Origin of the sequence: Streptantibioticus cattleyicolor NRRL 8057 = DSM 46488 (assembly GCF_000240165.1) — a bacterium.
Taxonomy (GTDB): Bacteria; Actinomycetota; Actinomycetes; order Streptomycetales; family Streptomycetaceae; genus Streptantibioticus; species Streptantibioticus cattleyicolor.
In genome coordinates, this window is record NC_017585.1 from 976,597 (window position 1) to 992,644 (window position 16,048).

The window sequence follows — 16,048 nt, forward strand, 5'->3', positions numbered from 1 at the left end:
CCGGGAGCGGGAATGCCACCACCGGTCGCCGCCTGCCGCACCGCGCCTCCGGCACGCGTACCGCCGAGGCACCCGGTCGGCCTCACCACCCGGGGTGACGTACGGCGGCCAGCACGGTGAAGCGCGCCCCCGGCGTGACAACGGCGCGCGGCGGCGGGGAAGGGCGTACGGGGACGGCGTACCGGCGGGCGCCATCGTCCCCGCCGCGCCGTCCTGGCGCACGGAATCCACCGTGCCGACCGACCGCAAGCCGGTCCACCCCGCGGGGGCGCCGGCTTCTTGGACCCGAGGGTTGACATGGCCGACAGCCGAGGACGAGCCGACCGCGCCGGTGCCCTGCTGCGTACCGCCATCGCGCTGACCACCTGTGCCGTGACGCTGACCGCCGGCGCCATGGACGCCGCCGCGTCCGACGGTCCCCACCGGCGACCAGGCCACCACGGCCGCCACCACGCCCACCACGGCCGGCCCGTGACCCACCGGCACCCCGCGGCGCACCACGGCCACCACTCCGCACCGGTCCACGCCGGCGCCCACGGCCACCGCGGCTGCCCCGCCGTGCAGCAGCCGCGCAGGACCACCGAGGCCGACTGGACGACGGTCTCCGAGATCCTCGGCCGCAAAGGTGCGGTACGCGACCATGTGACCTTCGGGTTCCTGCTGCCCCGTGACGACCTGCGGGTCACCACGCACGGCGTCACCGTGGTGCCGCCGCTCGCGCTGGCCGGCAGCGCCGCGTTCGTCCGCTACTGCGACGGCACCATGCTCATGGGCGACCTGGTGCTCACGGCGGACGAGGTCGACCCGACCATCGACGCGCTGCGGGCGGCGGGCATCGAGCAGACGGCGTTGCACAAGCACCTGTCCGAGGAGACGCCGCCGCTGTGGTGGGTGCACTTCCACGCGATGGGCGAACCCGAGTCGTTGGCCCACCGGCTCAAGCGGGTGCTGGAGGTCGGCGGCAGCCCGGCACGCCACCGCCCCGAGAACCAGGACACCACCCACGAGCCCGCGAGATCCCCGGAACTCGACACCCTGGCCATCGACCGCGAACTGGGCCGCAAGGGCAACCGGGAAGGCAAGGTCTACCTGGTCTTCGTCTCCCGGCGCAAACCCGTCACCGTCCACGGGCACGTGCTCCCCGGCTCCATCGGCTGCAACACCGCGATCATGTTCCAGGCGCTGGGCCGGGGCAAGGTCGCGGCCAACGGAGACCTCATCCTCACCGCGAACGAGGTGCAGCCCGCCATGCGCGCGCTGCGCGAGCACGGCATCCGCCTGGTGGAACTGCACAACCACATGCTCGACGAGCAACCCCGGGTGTTCTTCCTGCACTTCTGGGCCGTCGGCGACGCCGCCGAGGTGGCCCGCGGCCTGCGCGCCGGACTCGACACCGCCGACATGGCACCCCCACGCAAGGAACCCACCGGCAACCAGCGGCCGGGCGGGGAAGAGCACGGCAAGGAACAACACGGCAAGGAACAACACAGCGGCGAACAGCACGGCACCGGAGAACACGGCGGGCGGGAACCGGCGCGTGACGACCACGCACGCGACGACCGGGGCGACCGAGGGGACCGCGACGACCGTGACGACCACGGCGAGGACCACGCCCGGGACGTCCACGCCCGGCCGGACACCGACCGCTACGACGCGGACGACGAGGCCCCCGACTGCGGCTCGTCCCGCTGTGACGACCAGGACTTCCGCGTACGACGCTAGGCCGACGCGACAACATTCCCCATGAGGGAAGAACCCCGGGGCGCCGGTGGTTGTCGATCAGCGGGCCGAGGGTGCGGGACCCGCGGCCGACACGCATCGCACACCCATCGAAAGGTTCACGATGAAGATCGGCATCATCGGCGCGGGCAACATCGGCGGCAACCTCACGCGTCGGCTGACCGCGCTCGGACACCAGGTGTCCGTCGCCAACTCCCGTGGCCCGCACACCCTCACCGCGCTCGCCGAGGAGACCGGGGCCACCCCGGTCACCGTGACGGAGGCGGCACGCGGGGCGCGGGTCGTGGTGGTGACCGTACCGTTGAAGAACGTGCCCGACCTGCCGTCCGGGATCCTCGACGGCGCCGCCGAGGACGTCGCGGTGATCGACACCGGCAACTACTACCCCAAGGAGCGCGACGGCAGGATCGCCGCCATCGAGGAGGGGCTGACCGAGAGCCGCTGGACCGAGCGGCAGATCGGCCACCCGGTGGTCAAGGTGTTCAACGGCACCTACGCGCAGGACCTCCTCGACAAGCCGCGGCCCAAGGGCGACCCCGAGCGGATCGCCGTGCCGGTGGCCGGGGACGACGAGGCGGCCAAGCGGATCGTGCGCGACCTCGTCGACGAACTCGGCTTCGACACCGTGGACGCCGGTGGCATCGACGAGTCCTGGCGCCAGCAGCCCGGCACCCCCGTCTACGGTCTGCGCGGCGGGGTCGAGGAGGTCACCAAGGCGCTCGCCGCCGCCTCCCCGGAGCGCCCGGAGTCGTTCCGCGCCTGAGCCGGGACGCCGGCGTACCCCGGCCGGGACGGCCGACGCCCCCCGGCCGGGTCACCCGCCGCGCCGGCTCCGCGGCTTGGCGCGCACATGCATGCGTTCCCCCTGCGGGCCGAAGAGGCTGAGCACCTCCACCGGGGTGCGGTCCGCGGTGCCGAACCAGTGGGGCACCCTGGTGTCGAACTCGGCGACCTCGCCGGCCTTCATGACGATGTCGTGCTCGCCGAGGACCAGCCGCAGCCGGCCGGCGAGCACGTAGAGCCACTCGTATCCCTCGTGGCTGCGGGGGTCGGGCGACTCGCCGGAGCGGCCGATGATCATCTTGAACGCCTGAAGGCCGCCGGGATGCTGGCTGAGCGGCACCACGGTGGAGTCGTCGCCGCGCCGTACCGGCTTCAGCCGTACCCGCGGGTCACCCACCGGGGGCGCCCCCACCAGTTCGTCCAGCGGCACCTGGTGCGCGTGGGCGATCGGCAGCAGCAGTTCCAGGCTGGGCTTGCGCTGCCCCGATTCCAGCCGGGAGAGCGTGCTCACCGAGATCCCGGTGGCCTCGGAGAGCGCGGCGAGCGTGCAGTCGCGGTCCTGCCGGATGCGCTTGAGCCGCGGACCGACCGCGGAGAGGACGTCTTCCATGTCTTTATTGCTGAACCAGCAACAGCATTTGTCAAGTCCTCCCCGCGAGGCGCAAGGTCGCCTCCGGTGGGCGTGACCCACCGGTCCGTCCGAGGAAGACACTGGAGCGGGTGGGATGAACGACTTCGACTGGGCTGCGATGGCCGACATGCTGGAGCTGGAGGGTGAGGCGCACGGCCCCTACGTGGCCGCGGCGCTGGAGGAGCTGGCCGGGCTCGCCCCGCGCCGGATCCTGGACATCGGCAGCGGTCCGGGGGTCGCCGCCTGCCGCCTCGCCGCCACCTTCCCGGACGCCGAGGTGACCGCGGTGGACGGCACCCCGGAACTGCTGGAGCGCGCCGCGCTGCGGGCCGGACGCCTCGGGGTGCGGCTGCGTACCCGGGTGGCCGAGATCCCGGCCGGGCTCACCGGGCTCGACCCGGCCGACCTGGTGTGGACCGGGCAGGTCGTCCACCACATCGCCGACCAGCAGGGCGCGCTCGACCGGCTGGCCGCGCTGCTCGCGCCCGGCGGCGTGCTCGCCGTGGTCGAGGGCGGCCTGCCCGCCCGCTTCCTCCCGCGCGACCTGGGCTTCGGCCGCCCCGCCCTGGAGACACGGCTGGACGTGGCGATGGCCGACCGGTTCGACCGGATGCGCCGCGAACTGCCGGGCACGGTACGGACGGTGGAGGACTGGCCGGCGATGCTGCGGGCCGCCGGACTCACCGAGGCCCGCAGCAGGACGTTCGTCGTGGACCACCCGGCCCCGCTGGACGAGCGCTACCGGCGCTCGCTACGCGGCATGCTGGAACGGCAGCGCGCGATGCTCGCGGACGAACTGTGCGCCGACGACGTCGCCACCCTCGACCGGTTGCTCGACCCCGCCGACCCTGCGGGCATCGACCGGCGCCCCGACGTGTATCTGCTGCTCGCCAAGACGGTGCACTTCGCCAGGCGTCCGGTGGCCTGAGCCCGTCCCGGCGGGGCCGGCCACCGCGTCGGCGCCGGCAGGGCCGTCCGCGCGGTGGCCGGCTGTGTGGTGAACGCGCCCCCCGGAGGGGGAACGGTCACAGCAGCGCGACGGTCTGCTCCTGGGCGTAGCTGAAGCCGTCCTCGTCGAAGTACCAGACGTCGACGCGGACGTGCTCGCCGTGGGAGAAGTGCGAACCGGTGGCGGCGCGCAGGTTCACCGTGGCGTTGTGGTCGTTGTAGTCGCACACGAGCTTGGCGGACTTGATGGTGCCGGCCGCGATGGACCGGTCGGTGTCGGGCTGGTCGACGGCGGTGGCGTTGGCGACGAGCTGGTGGTGCATGCCCGGGTCGCAGGAGTAGGTGACGTTCACCTGGAGGCCGGGCGAGTGCAGCGCGACCTTCTTGATGGTGATGACGTTGGCCTTGGCGGCGGCCGGACCGGCGGTGGCCAGCGCGCCGGCGCCGACGAGCAGGGCCACGGCGGCGGTGCCGGCGACACGACGTCCGAGACGGGACGACTTCATGAGGTTCCTTCCCCCCTGCGCCGCCGCCCCTGGTCGGTGAGGCGCGGCGGAGGGCCACGGCTCGGCGGGCGACGACGACAGCAGTTGTGTTCGGTCGAGCGGCATCCTATGGGCAGGTGGGGGCAGTTGACGCGGCGTGGTGCGTGAGGTGCGCCTCGTCGGTGCGCCGGACCGCGTACGGCACCGAGGCCGCCCCGGAAATCCGGAGCGGCCTCGGTGTTGTACCTGTTGTCGTGTCAGTTCACGGTGTAGCTGTACGGCAGCGCCGCCAGCACCGAACCGGTGATGCCCACCTGGCTGTTGGCGGTGGCCACCCCGCCCGGGGCGGTCACCAGGTAGAGCACGCCGTGCACGGTGGTCCCCTTGCGGCCGGTCGGGGTGATGGTCACCTCGACATCGCCGGTGGCACCCGGCTTGACCTCGACCGGAGCGGTCGCGGGGGCCTGGCCGCGCACCCCGGCGGCGAACGGGTCACCGGTGGCGGAGGTCAGCGCCGGGTCGAACGCCAGGGTGTGCGCGCTCGCGCTGATGGTGGAGGAGCCCGCGGGCGCCCCGCCGGCCGGGAACGGCCCGATCTGCTGCACGAAGGTGCTCCAGTACCCGGAGACCACCGGCTGCGCCGCGCTCCCCGCGTCGGTGACCGCCGACACCGTGGAGCCGGCCTGCGCCGACTTCAGGTCGCCGAAGAGGTCCGGCGAGCTGGTGGTGGCGCTCAGTTCGAGCTGCGCCGGGGTCGTGGAGGCCGCCGCCGCGGTGAGCCGGTCGGTGCCCGGCGGCACCAGGAACGACGGCACCGTGGAGGTCGGGGTGAGCGGCAGCCCGACGGTGGCCGAGGCGCCCTGCGGCAGCAGCGCCAGCTCCACCCGGGTGTTCAGCCGGCCCTCGGCGTGCACCCGCTGCACCGCCGCCGTGTTGTTGGTGTACCGCACCCGCACCGTGACCGGCTTGCCCGCGGCCAGCTTGGTACCGGCGCCGTGCGGCAGCGCCGCGGCGCTCGCCCGGTCCTGGTCGAAGCCGATGGCGCCGGTGAACGGCTGGCTCAGTTCCGCGCCGCTGACCGGGTTGGCCACCACGAGCACGTAACGCCAGCGGCCCGGCGCCGGGTTGAGCGTGGTCACCGAGACGCCGCGGCCGGTGCCGACCGGGTTGCCGTTGGTGTCCAGCACCGCGTTGGATTCCGCGTCCGCCGGGGTGCCGTCCGGGGCCACCAGCACGCCCTGCATCAGCAGGTTCGGGTCCTTGGCCACGGTCAGCCCGACCCGCAGGTCACGCTTGCCGCGGGGGACGTCGAAGGCGTAGGTGAAGGTCTGCGCGGGGGAGTAGCTGCGGGCGTTGCCGCCGGTGATCGTTCCGGTGAAGCGGCCGGTGCCGCCCGCCACCGGGACCAGGCTGCGCAGGATCACCGGCACACTGGTGGTCCGTCCGCCGGAGCCGGCCACGGTCACCGACTCGCCGGTGTCACCGCCGGCCGCCGGGGTGGTCAGCCGCACCCGCAGCTTGGTGGTGGCCCCGGGCGCCAGGGTGACCGTGCGCGGGGTGACCGAACCGGCCGCCACCGCCCGCTGCGTCGCGGTGTCCAGCAGCACCGGACCGGTGTAACCGGCGCTGCCGGCCGGGGTGTAGAGCACCGCCGTCCAGCTGCCCGCCACCGGGTGCGGCACGTCCACGATGCCGAAGTTGGCCGAGACCGCGCCGCCCTGCGGACGGGTGTTGGTCTCGAAGCGGCCCGACGGGTCGAGCAGCGTCATCCGCACCACGGGGGTCACCGTGTTGTTCCCCGACTTCTGCGGCGCGCCCTTCCAGGCGATCGACGCGGCCAGCCGGTCGGCGCCGCGCGGCACCGTGAACCTCACCTGACGCGCCACCCACGGCGCCCCGTTGGTGGCGTACGGGAACGTGTCGGAGGACGAGGAGTCGAGCGCCACCGTCTGCCGGGAGTCCGCCAGCGGGGCGAACGTACGGGTGGCGGCGGTCACCTTCTGCGCGGTCCGGCCGGTGTTGGTCACCGGGATGTCGGCGGTGTGCGCCGAGCCGGGGGTACCGGTGATGTCCAGCTGGCCGGAGGAGACCACCAGGCTGCGGCTGTCCTTGGCGCCGGAACCGCCGGCGTAACCCCGGGCGGCCTCCACCGCGGCGCGCACGTCCAGCAGACCCGCGCCCTGCTCCTGGGCGGGGACGCCCAGGTCGTGCGCGGTGCCGGTGAGGAACTTCTTGACCAGCGCCGGGGCCGGCGAGGCACCGTGGTGGGTGTCCCGGTACGCCTGGATCACCAGCGCCGCCGCGCCCGCGGTCATCGGGGCGGCCTGGCTGGTGCCGCCGAACGGCTGGATGGGGCTGGCGCCGCCCGCGTAGTTGGTGCACTCGGTGTACTTGGTCAGGTCCGGGGTGCACAGCGCCCAGTCGGATTCGCCGGGCGCCACCAGGTCCACGGTGCGACCACCCTGGGTGATGCCGGCCGAGGAGAGCGCGGAGATGTTGTCGTCCGCCCAGGTGCCGTTGGAGAACCTGGTCGCCGCGTAACCGGTCTGCGCGTACAGCTGGGAGTCGGTCGAGGCGCCGGCCGAGATCACGTTCGGGTCGGTGGACGGCGTGCCGATGGTGCCGTTGATCCCCGCGTCACCGCTGGAGACGGCCACCGTCACACCCGCCGCGACCGCCTGGTCGTTGAAGAGCGAGATGGTGTCGTGGGCACCGCTGTCCGGGGTGACGTTGCTGCCGAACGACTCGTTGAGCACGTCGACGTGGGCCACCGAGACCGCGTAGTCGATGGACTGCAGGATGGCCGAGTTGGGCAGCAGCTCACCGCCGGCCTTCAGCGCCACCAGCGAGGCGCCCGGGGCGATTCCGCGCACCCGGATGGTGCACCCCTTGGGCAGCGGGTGCGAGGGGTTGACGAACTGCGACAGGTCGTACGACTGCCGGCCCTGCGCGATCACCGCGGAGGCGTCGCCGAACGCCTCGGCGGCGCCGGTCGGGGCGGCCGTGCCGTCACCGGAGAAGTCCTGGTAGTCCACGACCGCGTGGGAGCCGTCGGGGCGGATGAAGTCCGGGTTGTCCGGGTCGAGTCCGTCGGCGATGTAGGCGACCTTGACGCCCTTGCCGTCGGCCAGGCTCGCCGCGCCGGGGTGGCCGGCGGTGGCCTCCACGTGGGTGGAGTAGAGCGCCTCCGGCTCCAGCAGCGGCTTCGACGGGTCCTTGGGGCAGATCGCGTCCGGGGTCCGCGTGCTGTCCGGGCCGCCCTTGACGGCGTGCGCGGACGCCTTGGGGCCGCCCGGCCGCGTCCCGGTGCCGCCGGCCGCCGAGCCGCCGTCGGGCGGGGTCACCGGCACCTTGGTGTCCGGCACCACCGCGGCCACCGCCGGGTCGGCGGCGAGCGCGGCCCGCAACGCGGGCGGAACGGTGGCCGAGAACGCGTTCCCGACCACGAAACTCTTGACGTGGGTACCGCCCTGGGCCCGCACCCTCGCCAGCAGCGGGGCCTGCGCCACCGCCGTGCGCTCCTTGCGGGCCTTGAGGTGTCCCGGGTCCGCGGGGGCCGCGGGTATCTGGTCCTTGAGCACCACGATCACCGGGGTCGCCGCCCCACCGCTCGCCGGATCCGGCGGGGTGGGTACGGTTGCGGCGCCCGCGCCGGCCCCCGAGGTGAGGACCAACGCCGCCGCGGCGACCGCGACGGCGGCGGTCAACGGTGGTTTTCGCCAGCCGGTCATGCACTTCCCTCTCGTCTGACACGACATCAGGAAGGCGTCCCGCATCAGGGGTCCCGGGTCGGACGCATGCCTGCTTCTGGAACGCCCGTCCCGACAAGCTCACGCATTCCAACGCATGAACCGTGTCCACGACAAGAGGAAACAGGCCCTGGTTCGGCCTGTTGTCGGTAAAGAGCCGCCGGAACGACGCGTTCCGGCGGCTGATCCCGGTATCGGGGGGTGCCGACGGGCCGGGAAGGCCCGCTCCGGCCCCGGTCCGGGCCGGCTCAGCTCTCCGCGAGCAGACCCTCCCGCAGCTTGCCCAACGTCCGCGACAGCAGCCGCGAGATGTGCATCTGCGAGATGCCCAGCCGCTCGCCGATCTGCTTCTGCGTCATGTCGGCGCTGAACCGCATGGCCAGGATGGCGCGTTCACGCTCCGGCAACTCGGCGACGAGCGGGGCGAGCGCGGTGAGGTTCTCCACGCCCTCCAGCGCCGGGTCCTCGGCGCCGAGGCGGTCGGCCCACGCGGTGCCGTCGTCCTCGTCGTCGCCCGCCTGCGCGTCGATCGAGGAGGCGGTGTAGGCGTTGGCGGCGACCTGCGCCTCGACCACCTCTTCCTCGCCGATGTCCAGCCGCGCCGCCAGCTCCGCGGTGGTCGGGGCGCGGTCGAGCTCGGCGGCGAGCGCGTCGGTCGCCTTGGCCAGGTCGATCCGCAGCTCCTGCAGGCGCCGCGGCACCCGCACCGACCAACTGGTGTCCCGGAAGAACCTCTTCATCTCCCCGATGATCGTCGGCAGCGCGAAGGTGACGAACTCCACACCGTAGTCGGGGTCGAACCGGTCCACCGCCTTGATCAGACCGATCGTGCCCACCTGGAGGATGTCCTCCATCTGCTCGGCCCGGTTGCCGAAGCGCTTGGCGGCGAAACGCACCAGAGCCATGTTGAGTTCGATGAGCGTGTTGCGTACGTACTGGTACTCCTCGGTGCCCTCCTCCAGCACCGCCAGCCGCGCGAACATCACCTTGGAGATCTGGCGCACCTCGGCCGCGCTCGCGGCGCCGTCCAGCAGCGCGGCGTCCAGCCGTTCGTCGAACCCCTGCTTCCCGGCTGCCTCCAGCCCCGCGTCATCCGCCTCGTCCCCGCCGACCGGCGTGGTGACCTCTTCCGTGAGCTGGACCGACATTCCTGCCCTCCCGATTTCCCGTTGGGGTCGCGGTAAGTGGTGAGTGCATCGTTGCGTCTACCCGCTCCCAGAGGTTCAAACATGACGGATATCCGCCAACCTCGTCATGCGATGCGGAGGTTGGGACGGGACGCGCTCAGGGCAGCGCCTGCTCGGTCCAGATCACCTTGCCGTCCGGGGTGTAACGGGTGCCCCAGCGCTCGGTGAGCTGGGCGACGAGGAAGAGCCCGCGCCCGCCCTCGTCCTCCGCGGCGGCGTACCGCAGATGCGGGGAGGTGCTGCTGCTGTCGGAGACCTCGCAGATCAACGCGCGGTCCAGCAACAGCCGTACCCGGACCGGCGCGGAGGCGTAGCGGATCGCGTTGGTGATCAGCTCGCTGAGCACCAGCTCGGTGGTGAACACCATCTCGTCCAGCCCCCACCGGGCGAGCTGGTCGGCGACGTCGGCCCGGGCCTGCGCCACCGCGGACGGCTCGAACGGCAACTCCCACTCGGCCACCCGGTCACGGCCGAGCAGCCGGGTACGGGCCACCAGCAGCGCCACGTCGTCGGTCTGCCCGGCCGGTGGCAGCACGTCGAGCACGGCGTCGCAGATCTCCGCCGGGGTGCGGCCGGGACGGGCCAGCGCCCGGGCGAGGATCCGGACACCGTCGTCGGCGCCCCCCTGGCGGTCCACCACCAGGCCGTCGGTGTAGAGCACCAGGCTGCTGCCCTCGGCCGGCCGCACCCGGGCGGCCTCGTACGGCAGCCCGCTGATGCTGCCCAGCCCCAGCGGCGGCCCCACCGGCACGGCCGGGAAGTCCACCGTGCCGTCGGGTGCCACCACCGCCGGCGGCGGATGGCCGGCCCGGGCCACGTCGCACGTCCCGGACACCGGGTCGTAGATGGCGTACAGACAGGTGGCGCCGGTGACGTCCTCCTCCCCGTCCGGGGTGGCCGCCTCCTGGTCGATGTGGCTGACCAGCTCGTCGAGGTGGCCCAGGACCTCCTCCGGCGGCAGGTCGAGCGCGGAGAAGTTCTGCACCGCGGTACGCAGCCGGCCCATCGTGGCCGCCGCGTGCAGTCCGTGGCCCACCACGTCCCCCACCACCAGCGCCACCCGGGCCCCGGACAGCGGGATCAGGTCGTACCAGTCGCCGCCCACCCCGGCCTGGGCGGGCAGGTAGCGGTGGTCGATGTCGAGCGCGCTCTGCTCGGGCAGCCCGCGCGGCAGCAGGCTGTGCTGGAGCGCCACCGCCATCGCGTGCTCGCGGGTGAAACGGCGGGCGTTGTCGACGCAGACCGCGGCCCGCGCCGCCAACTCCTCGGCCAGCGACAGGTCGTCGCCCTCGAACGGGCCGCCCTCCGGACCGCGCCAGAAGTTGACGATCCCCAACAGCAGCCCGCGGGCCTTCAACGGCACGGTGATCAGCGACCGCAGCCCGTAGTCCAGCACCTCCTGGGTGCGTTCCAGATCCTGGCTGCGCCACCCGGCCGCCTCGCGCAGATCCGGTACGAGCACGGCGCGTCCGCTGACGAAGCCGGTGGCCTGCGGGGTCGGCGCGGCGAAGGTGACCACCTCGCCCGCCCGGTACAGCGGGTGGTCGTCGCCGGATCCGCCGACCGCCACCCGGCGCAGCCGGGCCGAGCCGGTGTTCGCCAGCACGCTCGGCTCGTCACCGCCGAGCACCGCCTCGGCCAGGTCCACGGTGGCGAACCGGGCGAACCTGCGGGTGGCCACCTCGGCCAGCTCCTCGGCGGTGCGCCGGACGTCGAGGGTGGTGCCGATGGCGATGCTCGCGTCGTAGAGCTGCTTGAGCCGGCTGCGGGCGCCCTCCGCCTTGCCGGCGAGCTGGCGCAGCTCGGTGGAGTCGCGCAGGGTGGCGACGCTGCCGGGCGGGCCGCCGCCGCGGTCGGTGGGCCGGTTGTTCACCGCCAGCAACCGGTCGCCGACGGCCACCACCGCGTCGCTGACCACCCGGTGGGCCGCCAGCAGCTCGGCCATCTGCGCGTCCAGGCCCAGGTCGGTGACGTGGCGCCCCTCGGCGTCCTCGGGCAGCGAGAGCAGCCGGCGCGCCTCGTCGTTGGCGAGCAGCACCCGGTCGTCGCCGGAGACGATCAGGACGCCCTCGCGGACCGCGTGGAGCACGGCGTCGTGGTGTTCGTACATCCGGGTCATCTCGGCCGGGCCCAGCCCGTGCGTCTGCCGCCGCAGCCGGCGGCTGACCAGCGCCGTGCTGCCCATCGCCAACGCCAGGGCGCCGGCGCCGGCCCCCAGGATCACCGGGAGCTGCCGGTTGAAGGCGCTGCTCACCCGGCTCACCTTGAGCCCGGCCGCCACCATGCCGACCACCGCGCCGTGGCTGTCCTCCACCGGTACGACCGCCTGGGTCTCCTCGCCGAGCGGGCCGTGGACGACCTCGATGGTGACGGCACCGTGCAGTGACGGGCCGATGGTGCCGACGAAGTGCTTGCCGATCTCGGACGGGAGCGGGTGGGTGTAGCGGATGCCCTGCCGGTTCATCACCACGATGAAGTCGAGCCCGCCCTGGCGGCGGGCGGCCTCGGTACGCGGCTGGAGCACCGCCGGCGGGTCCGGACCGCGCATCGCGGCCACCAGTCCGGGCGCGTGCGCGAACGACTCGGCCGCCGCCAGCGACCGGCCGCGCGCCCCGTCGAACCGGTCGTTGCGCGCCTGGACCAGCAAGGTGACCACCGCCGCCACCACCAGCAGCAGCACGATCAGCACCTGGAGCAGGAACATCTGCCCGGCGACGCTGCGGGCACTCGTCATCGGCCGCGGGCGCCGCCCCGGCACCGCCCACGACCCGCCTCGCCCTGGCCGCCGCCCGTCACCACCGTGTGGCGCCCCGGCGGCCGGGCGGTCCGTGTGCCAGGGGAAGCGGCCCCGGAACCAGGCCATGCTCCATGTCTACATCCATCCCGCCCCGCCATCCATCCCAGCCGGTCCGCCGGGACGTGATGCGGTGCGCGTGGCCGCGTGCCGTACGGTCGGGCGGCGGCACCCCGTGCGGCTCCGCGCGGGGTGACGGGGGCGGGGGCCGGGGCGCGGCGTCACGGGGAGGCCGCCCGTCACCGGGTCCCCGCCACCGGGCTACGCGGGACGAGTGCGGGGGCCACCGCGCCGACCGGGCCCGGCCCGCTGCCGTGCGGCGGGGAACCCCCGTCAGCCGGAGCCGGACGGGTGGCGCCGCCGGTACGCGCGCTGGCGGCACGCTTGTGAGCAGTAGCGCTGCGGGCGGCCCCGGGTGGCCGGGGGGAGCGGGTCGCCGCACAGGGCGCAGGAGTGGGCCACGGGTGGCGTCGTTTTTACGTCACGCTTTCCGTAACGGATTCCGTCGCCGGCGGACTCCTCGCGGTGCCGGAGGACGAGGAGTTCGACGCCGTCCAGGGTGCGGGCGAGGCCGAAGTCGAAGGGGTCCTCGGGGGCGTCGAAGCCGCCGGAGCGCCAGTGGCGGCCGATCGCCGGGAAGGACTCCATGCGCGCGAAGAGGTCACCCTGGCCACGCCACCACTGCTCGTAGGAGACCCCGGACTCGCGCTCCAGCCGCACGACCTCCTCCACCTGGCGGGCGGCGCCCCCGACGAACCCGGCGACCAGCCCGACCACGGCCACCACCGCGGCCGACGGCAGCCCGGTGCGTTCGGCGAAGGCCAGCGCGCGGTCGAAGTCGGCGACGATGTTGGGGCCCGGCACGCGTCTGCTGCCGTCGCTGTGCACCAGCCACGGATGCCTGAGGTGGAGCGCCCAGTGCGCCCGGGCCCACGCCTCCAGCGCGCCGCGCCAGCCGCCGTCGGCCGGCTCGGCGAGGTCCAGCTCCCCGACGACCGCGTCCCGCATCAGGTCGATCAGCTCCGCCTTCCCCGGCACGTGCCGGTAGAGCGACATCGCGGTGAACCCCAGCCGCTCGGCGATCCGGCGCATCGACAGCGCCCCGAGCCCCTCGGCGTCGGCCAGCGCGACGGCGGCCGACACGATCGCCGCCGTGCTCAGCCCCGGCCGCTCCCGGTCCGCCCCCGGACCCCACAACAGCTCGACGGTGCGCGCGGTCTGCCTGGCCGGCTCCGTCGCCTCCACGTCCGACTCCTCGCTCTTGACAGGCGCTCGGCCCGCTCGTCTACGGTGTACGCGCTCAGCTTACGCCGTATGCGTCACCCACCACACCCGCGCCCCCGAAAGGCGGAGCCATGGACGATACCGAGCCCCAGGCCGCTTCACCCACCACCGAGCTGCCTCGCGGCAACCGGCTCCACGTCGCCCCCTGGGGCGACGACACCTGGCCCGGCACCCTCGACCGGCCCCTGGCCACCCCGGGCGGCGCCCTGCGCGTGGTCCGCTCCCGCACCCCCGCACCCGACGGCGGCGACGTGGTGGTCTCCTTCCGCGCCGGCACCTACCGGCTGGACGAGCCCTGGGTGCTCGGCGCCCACCCCGGCGACAGCGGCGCCGACGGCCACCGGGTGATCTACCAGGCGTACGGCTACGGCACCGACCACGCCGAGGAGGCCGTACTCAGCGGCGGACGCCCGGTCACCGGATGGATTCCGGACCCCGGCGGTGTGTGGCGCGCGGAGATCGGGCCACTGGAACCACGGCAGCTCTACGTCGACGGCCGCCGCGCCGAACGCGCCTCGCTCCGCCCCGGCATCCCCGGCAACGTGACGACAACCGAGACGGGTTACGTCACGGACAGCGTGCTCCCGCAGTCCTGGCACGACCCGGCGAGCATCGAGTTCGTCCACACCGGTGTCAACCCGTGGTCCGAGGCACGCTGCCCGGTCGCGGAGATCACCGGCGACGCCGCGTCCACCACCATCACCATGGCGCAGCCCGCCTTCCGGCACGCCCGCGACCTGTACGCGGCACGGTTCCACGGCGAACTCGCCGCAGCCAACGGTGAGCGCGGCTCCCTCGGCGTACCCGCCTCCGCCGAGAACAGCGCGAGCTTCCTCACCGAACCCGGCACCTTCGCCCTGGACCGCTCCACCCCCGGCCACCACGTCCTGCACTACCTGCCCCGCCCCGGCGAGGACCCGGAACACACCGAGTTCGTCGTGCCCGTCCTCGACGAACTCCTGGTCGGCGCCGGCACCGAGGACCGTCCACTGCACGACGTCGTCCTGCGCGGACTGACCTTCCGGCACGCCGGGTGGACCGCGCCGGGCGGCCCCGGCGGCTTCGCCCACTACCACGGCAACACCTACCACGACGGCGGGCCGCTGGAGCGGGTCACGGTCGCCGACGGCATGGCCGAACTGGCGGTCCCGGGGCGCCCGGCGCTGGTGCCCTCGGCCGTCCGCTTCACCTCGGCCACCCGGATCACCCTGCACGGCAACCGCTTCACCGGACTCGGCGCCGGGGCGATCGGCTTCAGCGGCCCCGGCGGTGACAACACGGTCACCGGCAACCTCGTCGAGGACGTCTCCGGCGCCGCCGTGTCCCTGGACCGCACCGCCGGCGTCCGCGTCGAGGACAACCTGATCCACCACACCGGCCGCGAATACCACGGCACCCCCGCCGTCTGGATCGCCGACTGCCACCACGTCACCGTGGCCCGCAACGAGATCCACCACGTCCCCTACAGCGGCATCGTCGTCATCGGCGGCGACCGCACGGCCCGGGTGCGCATCGAGGACAACCTCGTCCACCACACCATGACCGTCCTCGCCGACGGCGGCGGCATCTACCTCGCCGGCCCCCAGGGCACCTGCTACGCCGACGGCACCCTGGTCCGCGGCAACGTGGTACGGGACACCCTCACCCCCTACAACTTCGGCCTCTACACCGACTACGGCGCCGCCTGGGTGACCGTACTGGGCAACGTCGTCCACCGCGCCGACGCCCCGATCGTGCTGCGGGTCACCCCGCCGCTGGAGAACGTCGCCTTCGTCGGCAACTTCTGGGACGACCACCCGGCCGGCGACGACGACCCGCCCGCCGGTGTGCTCCACGCGGCCAACACCGTGCTGCCCGCCGGTGACTTCGACCAGGCACTGGCCGCCCACCCCGCGGGCGCCGCCATCCTGTCCGCCGCGGGCCGCCGGGGAGGTTAGCGGGCGTCCTCAGAAACCGAGGTCGCTGAGGCCCGGGTGGTCGTCGGGACGGCGGCCCAGCGGCCAGAGGTAGGCGCGCTCGGACTCGGCGATCGGGAGGGTGTTGATGGAGGCGTGACGGGTGCGCATCAGGCCGTGCTCGTCGAACTCCCAGTTCTCGTTGCCGTAGGAGCGGTACCAGTTCCCGGCGTCGTCGCGGTGCTCGTAGGCGAAGCGCACGGCGATGCGGTTGCCGCCGTGCGCCCACAGCTCCTTGATCAGCCGGTAGTCGAGTTCGGTGTTCCACTTGCGGGTCAGCAACGCGACGATCTCGTCCCGGCCCGTGGCGAATTCCGCGCGGTTGCGCCACCGGGAGTCCACCGTGTAGCCCAGCGACACCTTCCGCGGATCACGGGTGTTCCACGCGTCCTCGGCGAGCCGGACCTTCTCGATGGCGGTCTCCCGGGTGAACGGGGGTACCGGTGGGCGGGTGCTGTCGGCCATGTCGGCTTCAACTCCTTCGAAGTCCGG

General features: G+C 73.6%; 11 protein-coding genes. 4 read left to right on the forward strand and 7 right to left on the reverse strand.

Going from position 1 to position 16,048, the window contains the following annotated elements; genetic code table 11:
* Nucleotides 1-297: 297 nt before the first annotated feature.
* Together SCATT_RS32035 and SCATT_RS32040 are read left to right on the forward strand one after the other, a co-directional pair.
* Nucleotides 298-1,722: a DUF1259 domain-containing protein gene (locus SCATT_RS32035; RefSeq protein WP_014151203.1), complete on the forward strand. Its 1,425-nt coding sequence runs from the start codon at nt 298-300 to the stop codon at nt 1,720-1,722.
* Between the two features lie 46 nt (nt 1,723-1,768).
* Nucleotides 1,769-2,503: an NADPH-dependent F420 reductase gene (locus SCATT_RS32040; protein ID WP_322972872.1), complete on the forward strand. Its 735-nt coding sequence runs from the start codon at nt 1,769-1,771 to the stop codon at nt 2,501-2,503.
* Between the two features lie 51 nt (nt 2,504-2,554).
* Here SCATT_RS32040 and SCATT_RS32045 read toward each other — a convergent pair whose 3' ends face one another.
* On the reverse strand, nt 2,555-3,133 hold the full coding sequence (locus tag SCATT_RS32045) for a helix-turn-helix domain-containing protein (protein WP_014151201.1): 579 nt from the start codon (nt 3,131-3,133) through the stop codon (nt 2,555-2,557).
* A 115-nt stretch (nt 3,134-3,248) separates the two neighbouring features.
* Between SCATT_RS32045 and SCATT_RS32050 the strand changes: the two genes are divergently transcribed.
* A complete protein-coding gene (locus SCATT_RS32050; RefSeq protein ID WP_014151200.1) occupies nt 3,249-4,082 on the forward strand; it encodes a class I SAM-dependent methyltransferase in 834 nt (277 codons plus the stop codon).
* A 97-nt stretch (nt 4,083-4,179) separates the two neighbouring features.
* On the opposite strand, the gene SCATT_RS32055 is transcribed toward SCATT_RS32050, so the two are convergent.
* From SCATT_RS32055 to SCATT_RS32075, 5 genes are all read right to left on the reverse strand, one after another.
* Nucleotides 4,180-4,608: a hypothetical protein gene (locus SCATT_RS32055; protein WP_014151199.1), complete on the reverse strand. Its 429-nt coding sequence runs from the start codon at nt 4,606-4,608 to the stop codon at nt 4,180-4,182.
* A gap of 236 nt (nt 4,609-4,844) precedes the next feature.
* The gene (locus SCATT_RS32060; protein ID WP_014151198.1) at nt 4,845-8,318 is read right to left on the reverse strand and encodes a S8 family serine peptidase; all 3,474 of its coding nucleotides are present in this window, start codon (nt 8,316-8,318) and stop codon (nt 4,845-4,847) included.
* Nucleotides 8,319-8,584: 266 nt separating this feature from the next.
* Nucleotides 8,585-9,484 carry an RNA polymerase sigma factor SigF gene (locus SCATT_RS32065; protein WP_014151197.1) on the reverse strand — a complete coding sequence of 300 codons (900 nt, stop codon included), beginning with the start codon at nt 9,482-9,484 and terminating at the stop codon, nt 8,585-8,587.
* A gap of 136 nt (nt 9,485-9,620) precedes the next feature.
* Nucleotides 9,621-12,257, reverse strand: a complete 2,637-nt coding sequence (locus SCATT_RS32070; protein WP_014151196.1) for a SpoIIE family protein phosphatase — start codon at nt 12,255-12,257, stop codon at nt 9,621-9,623.
* A gap of 393 nt (nt 12,258-12,650) precedes the next feature.
* Nucleotides 12,651-13,562 (reverse strand): TetR/AcrR family transcriptional regulator, encoded by a 912-nt coding sequence (locus tag SCATT_RS32075; RefSeq protein ID WP_014151194.1) that lies wholly within the window; start codon nt 13,560-13,562, stop codon nt 12,651-12,653.
* A gap of 110 nt (nt 13,563-13,672) precedes the next feature.
* Here SCATT_RS32075 and SCATT_RS32080 point away from each other — a divergent pair, with 110 nt between their 5' ends.
* On the forward strand, nt 13,673-15,538 hold the full coding sequence (locus tag SCATT_RS32080; protein ID WP_014151193.1) for a right-handed parallel beta-helix repeat-containing protein: 1,866 nt from the start codon (nt 13,673-13,675) through the stop codon (nt 15,536-15,538).
* A gap of 9 nt (nt 15,539-15,547) precedes the next feature.
* On the opposite strand, the gene SCATT_RS32085 is transcribed toward SCATT_RS32080, so the two are convergent.
* Nucleotides 15,548-16,021 (reverse strand): nuclear transport factor 2 family protein, encoded by a 474-nt coding sequence (locus SCATT_RS32085; protein ID WP_014151192.1) that lies wholly within the window; start codon nt 16,019-16,021, stop codon nt 15,548-15,550.
* Between the last annotated feature and the right edge of the window lie 27 nt (nt 16,022-16,048).

What these genes read in the sequence shown, in the direction of transcription:
- SCATT_RS32070 (WP_014151196.1), bottom strand. Translation starts at nt 12,257, where the DNA reads ATGACGAGTGCCCGCAGCGTCGCCGGGCAGATGTTCCTGCTCCAGGTG.
- SCATT_RS32055 (WP_014151199.1), bottom strand. Translation starts at nt 4,608, where the DNA reads ATGAAGTCGTCCCGTCTCGGACGTCGTGTCGCCGGCACCGCCGCCGTG.
- SCATT_RS32085 (WP_014151192.1), bottom strand. Translation starts at nt 16,021, where the DNA reads ATGGCCGACAGCACCCGCCCACCGGTACCCCCGTTCACCCGGGAGACC.
- SCATT_RS32060 (WP_014151198.1), bottom strand. Translation starts at nt 8,318, where the DNA reads ATGACCGGCTGGCGAAAACCACCGTTGACCGCCGCCGTCGCGGTCGCC.
- SCATT_RS32045 (WP_014151201.1), bottom strand. Translation starts at nt 3,133, where the DNA reads ATGGAAGACGTCCTCTCCGCGGTCGGTCCGCGGCTCAAGCGCATCCGG.
- SCATT_RS32065 (WP_014151197.1), bottom strand. Translation starts at nt 9,484, where the DNA reads ATGTCGGTCCAGCTCACGGAAGAGGTCACCACGCCGGTCGGCGGGGAC.
- SCATT_RS32080 (WP_014151193.1), top strand. Translation starts at nt 13,673, where the DNA reads ATGGACGATACCGAGCCCCAGGCCGCTTCACCCACCACCGAGCTGCCT.
- SCATT_RS32050 (WP_014151200.1), top strand. Translation starts at nt 3,249, where the DNA reads ATGAACGACTTCGACTGGGCTGCGATGGCCGACATGCTGGAGCTGGAG.
- SCATT_RS32035 (WP_014151203.1), top strand. Translation starts at nt 298, where the DNA reads ATGGCCGACAGCCGAGGACGAGCCGACCGCGCCGGTGCCCTGCTGCGT.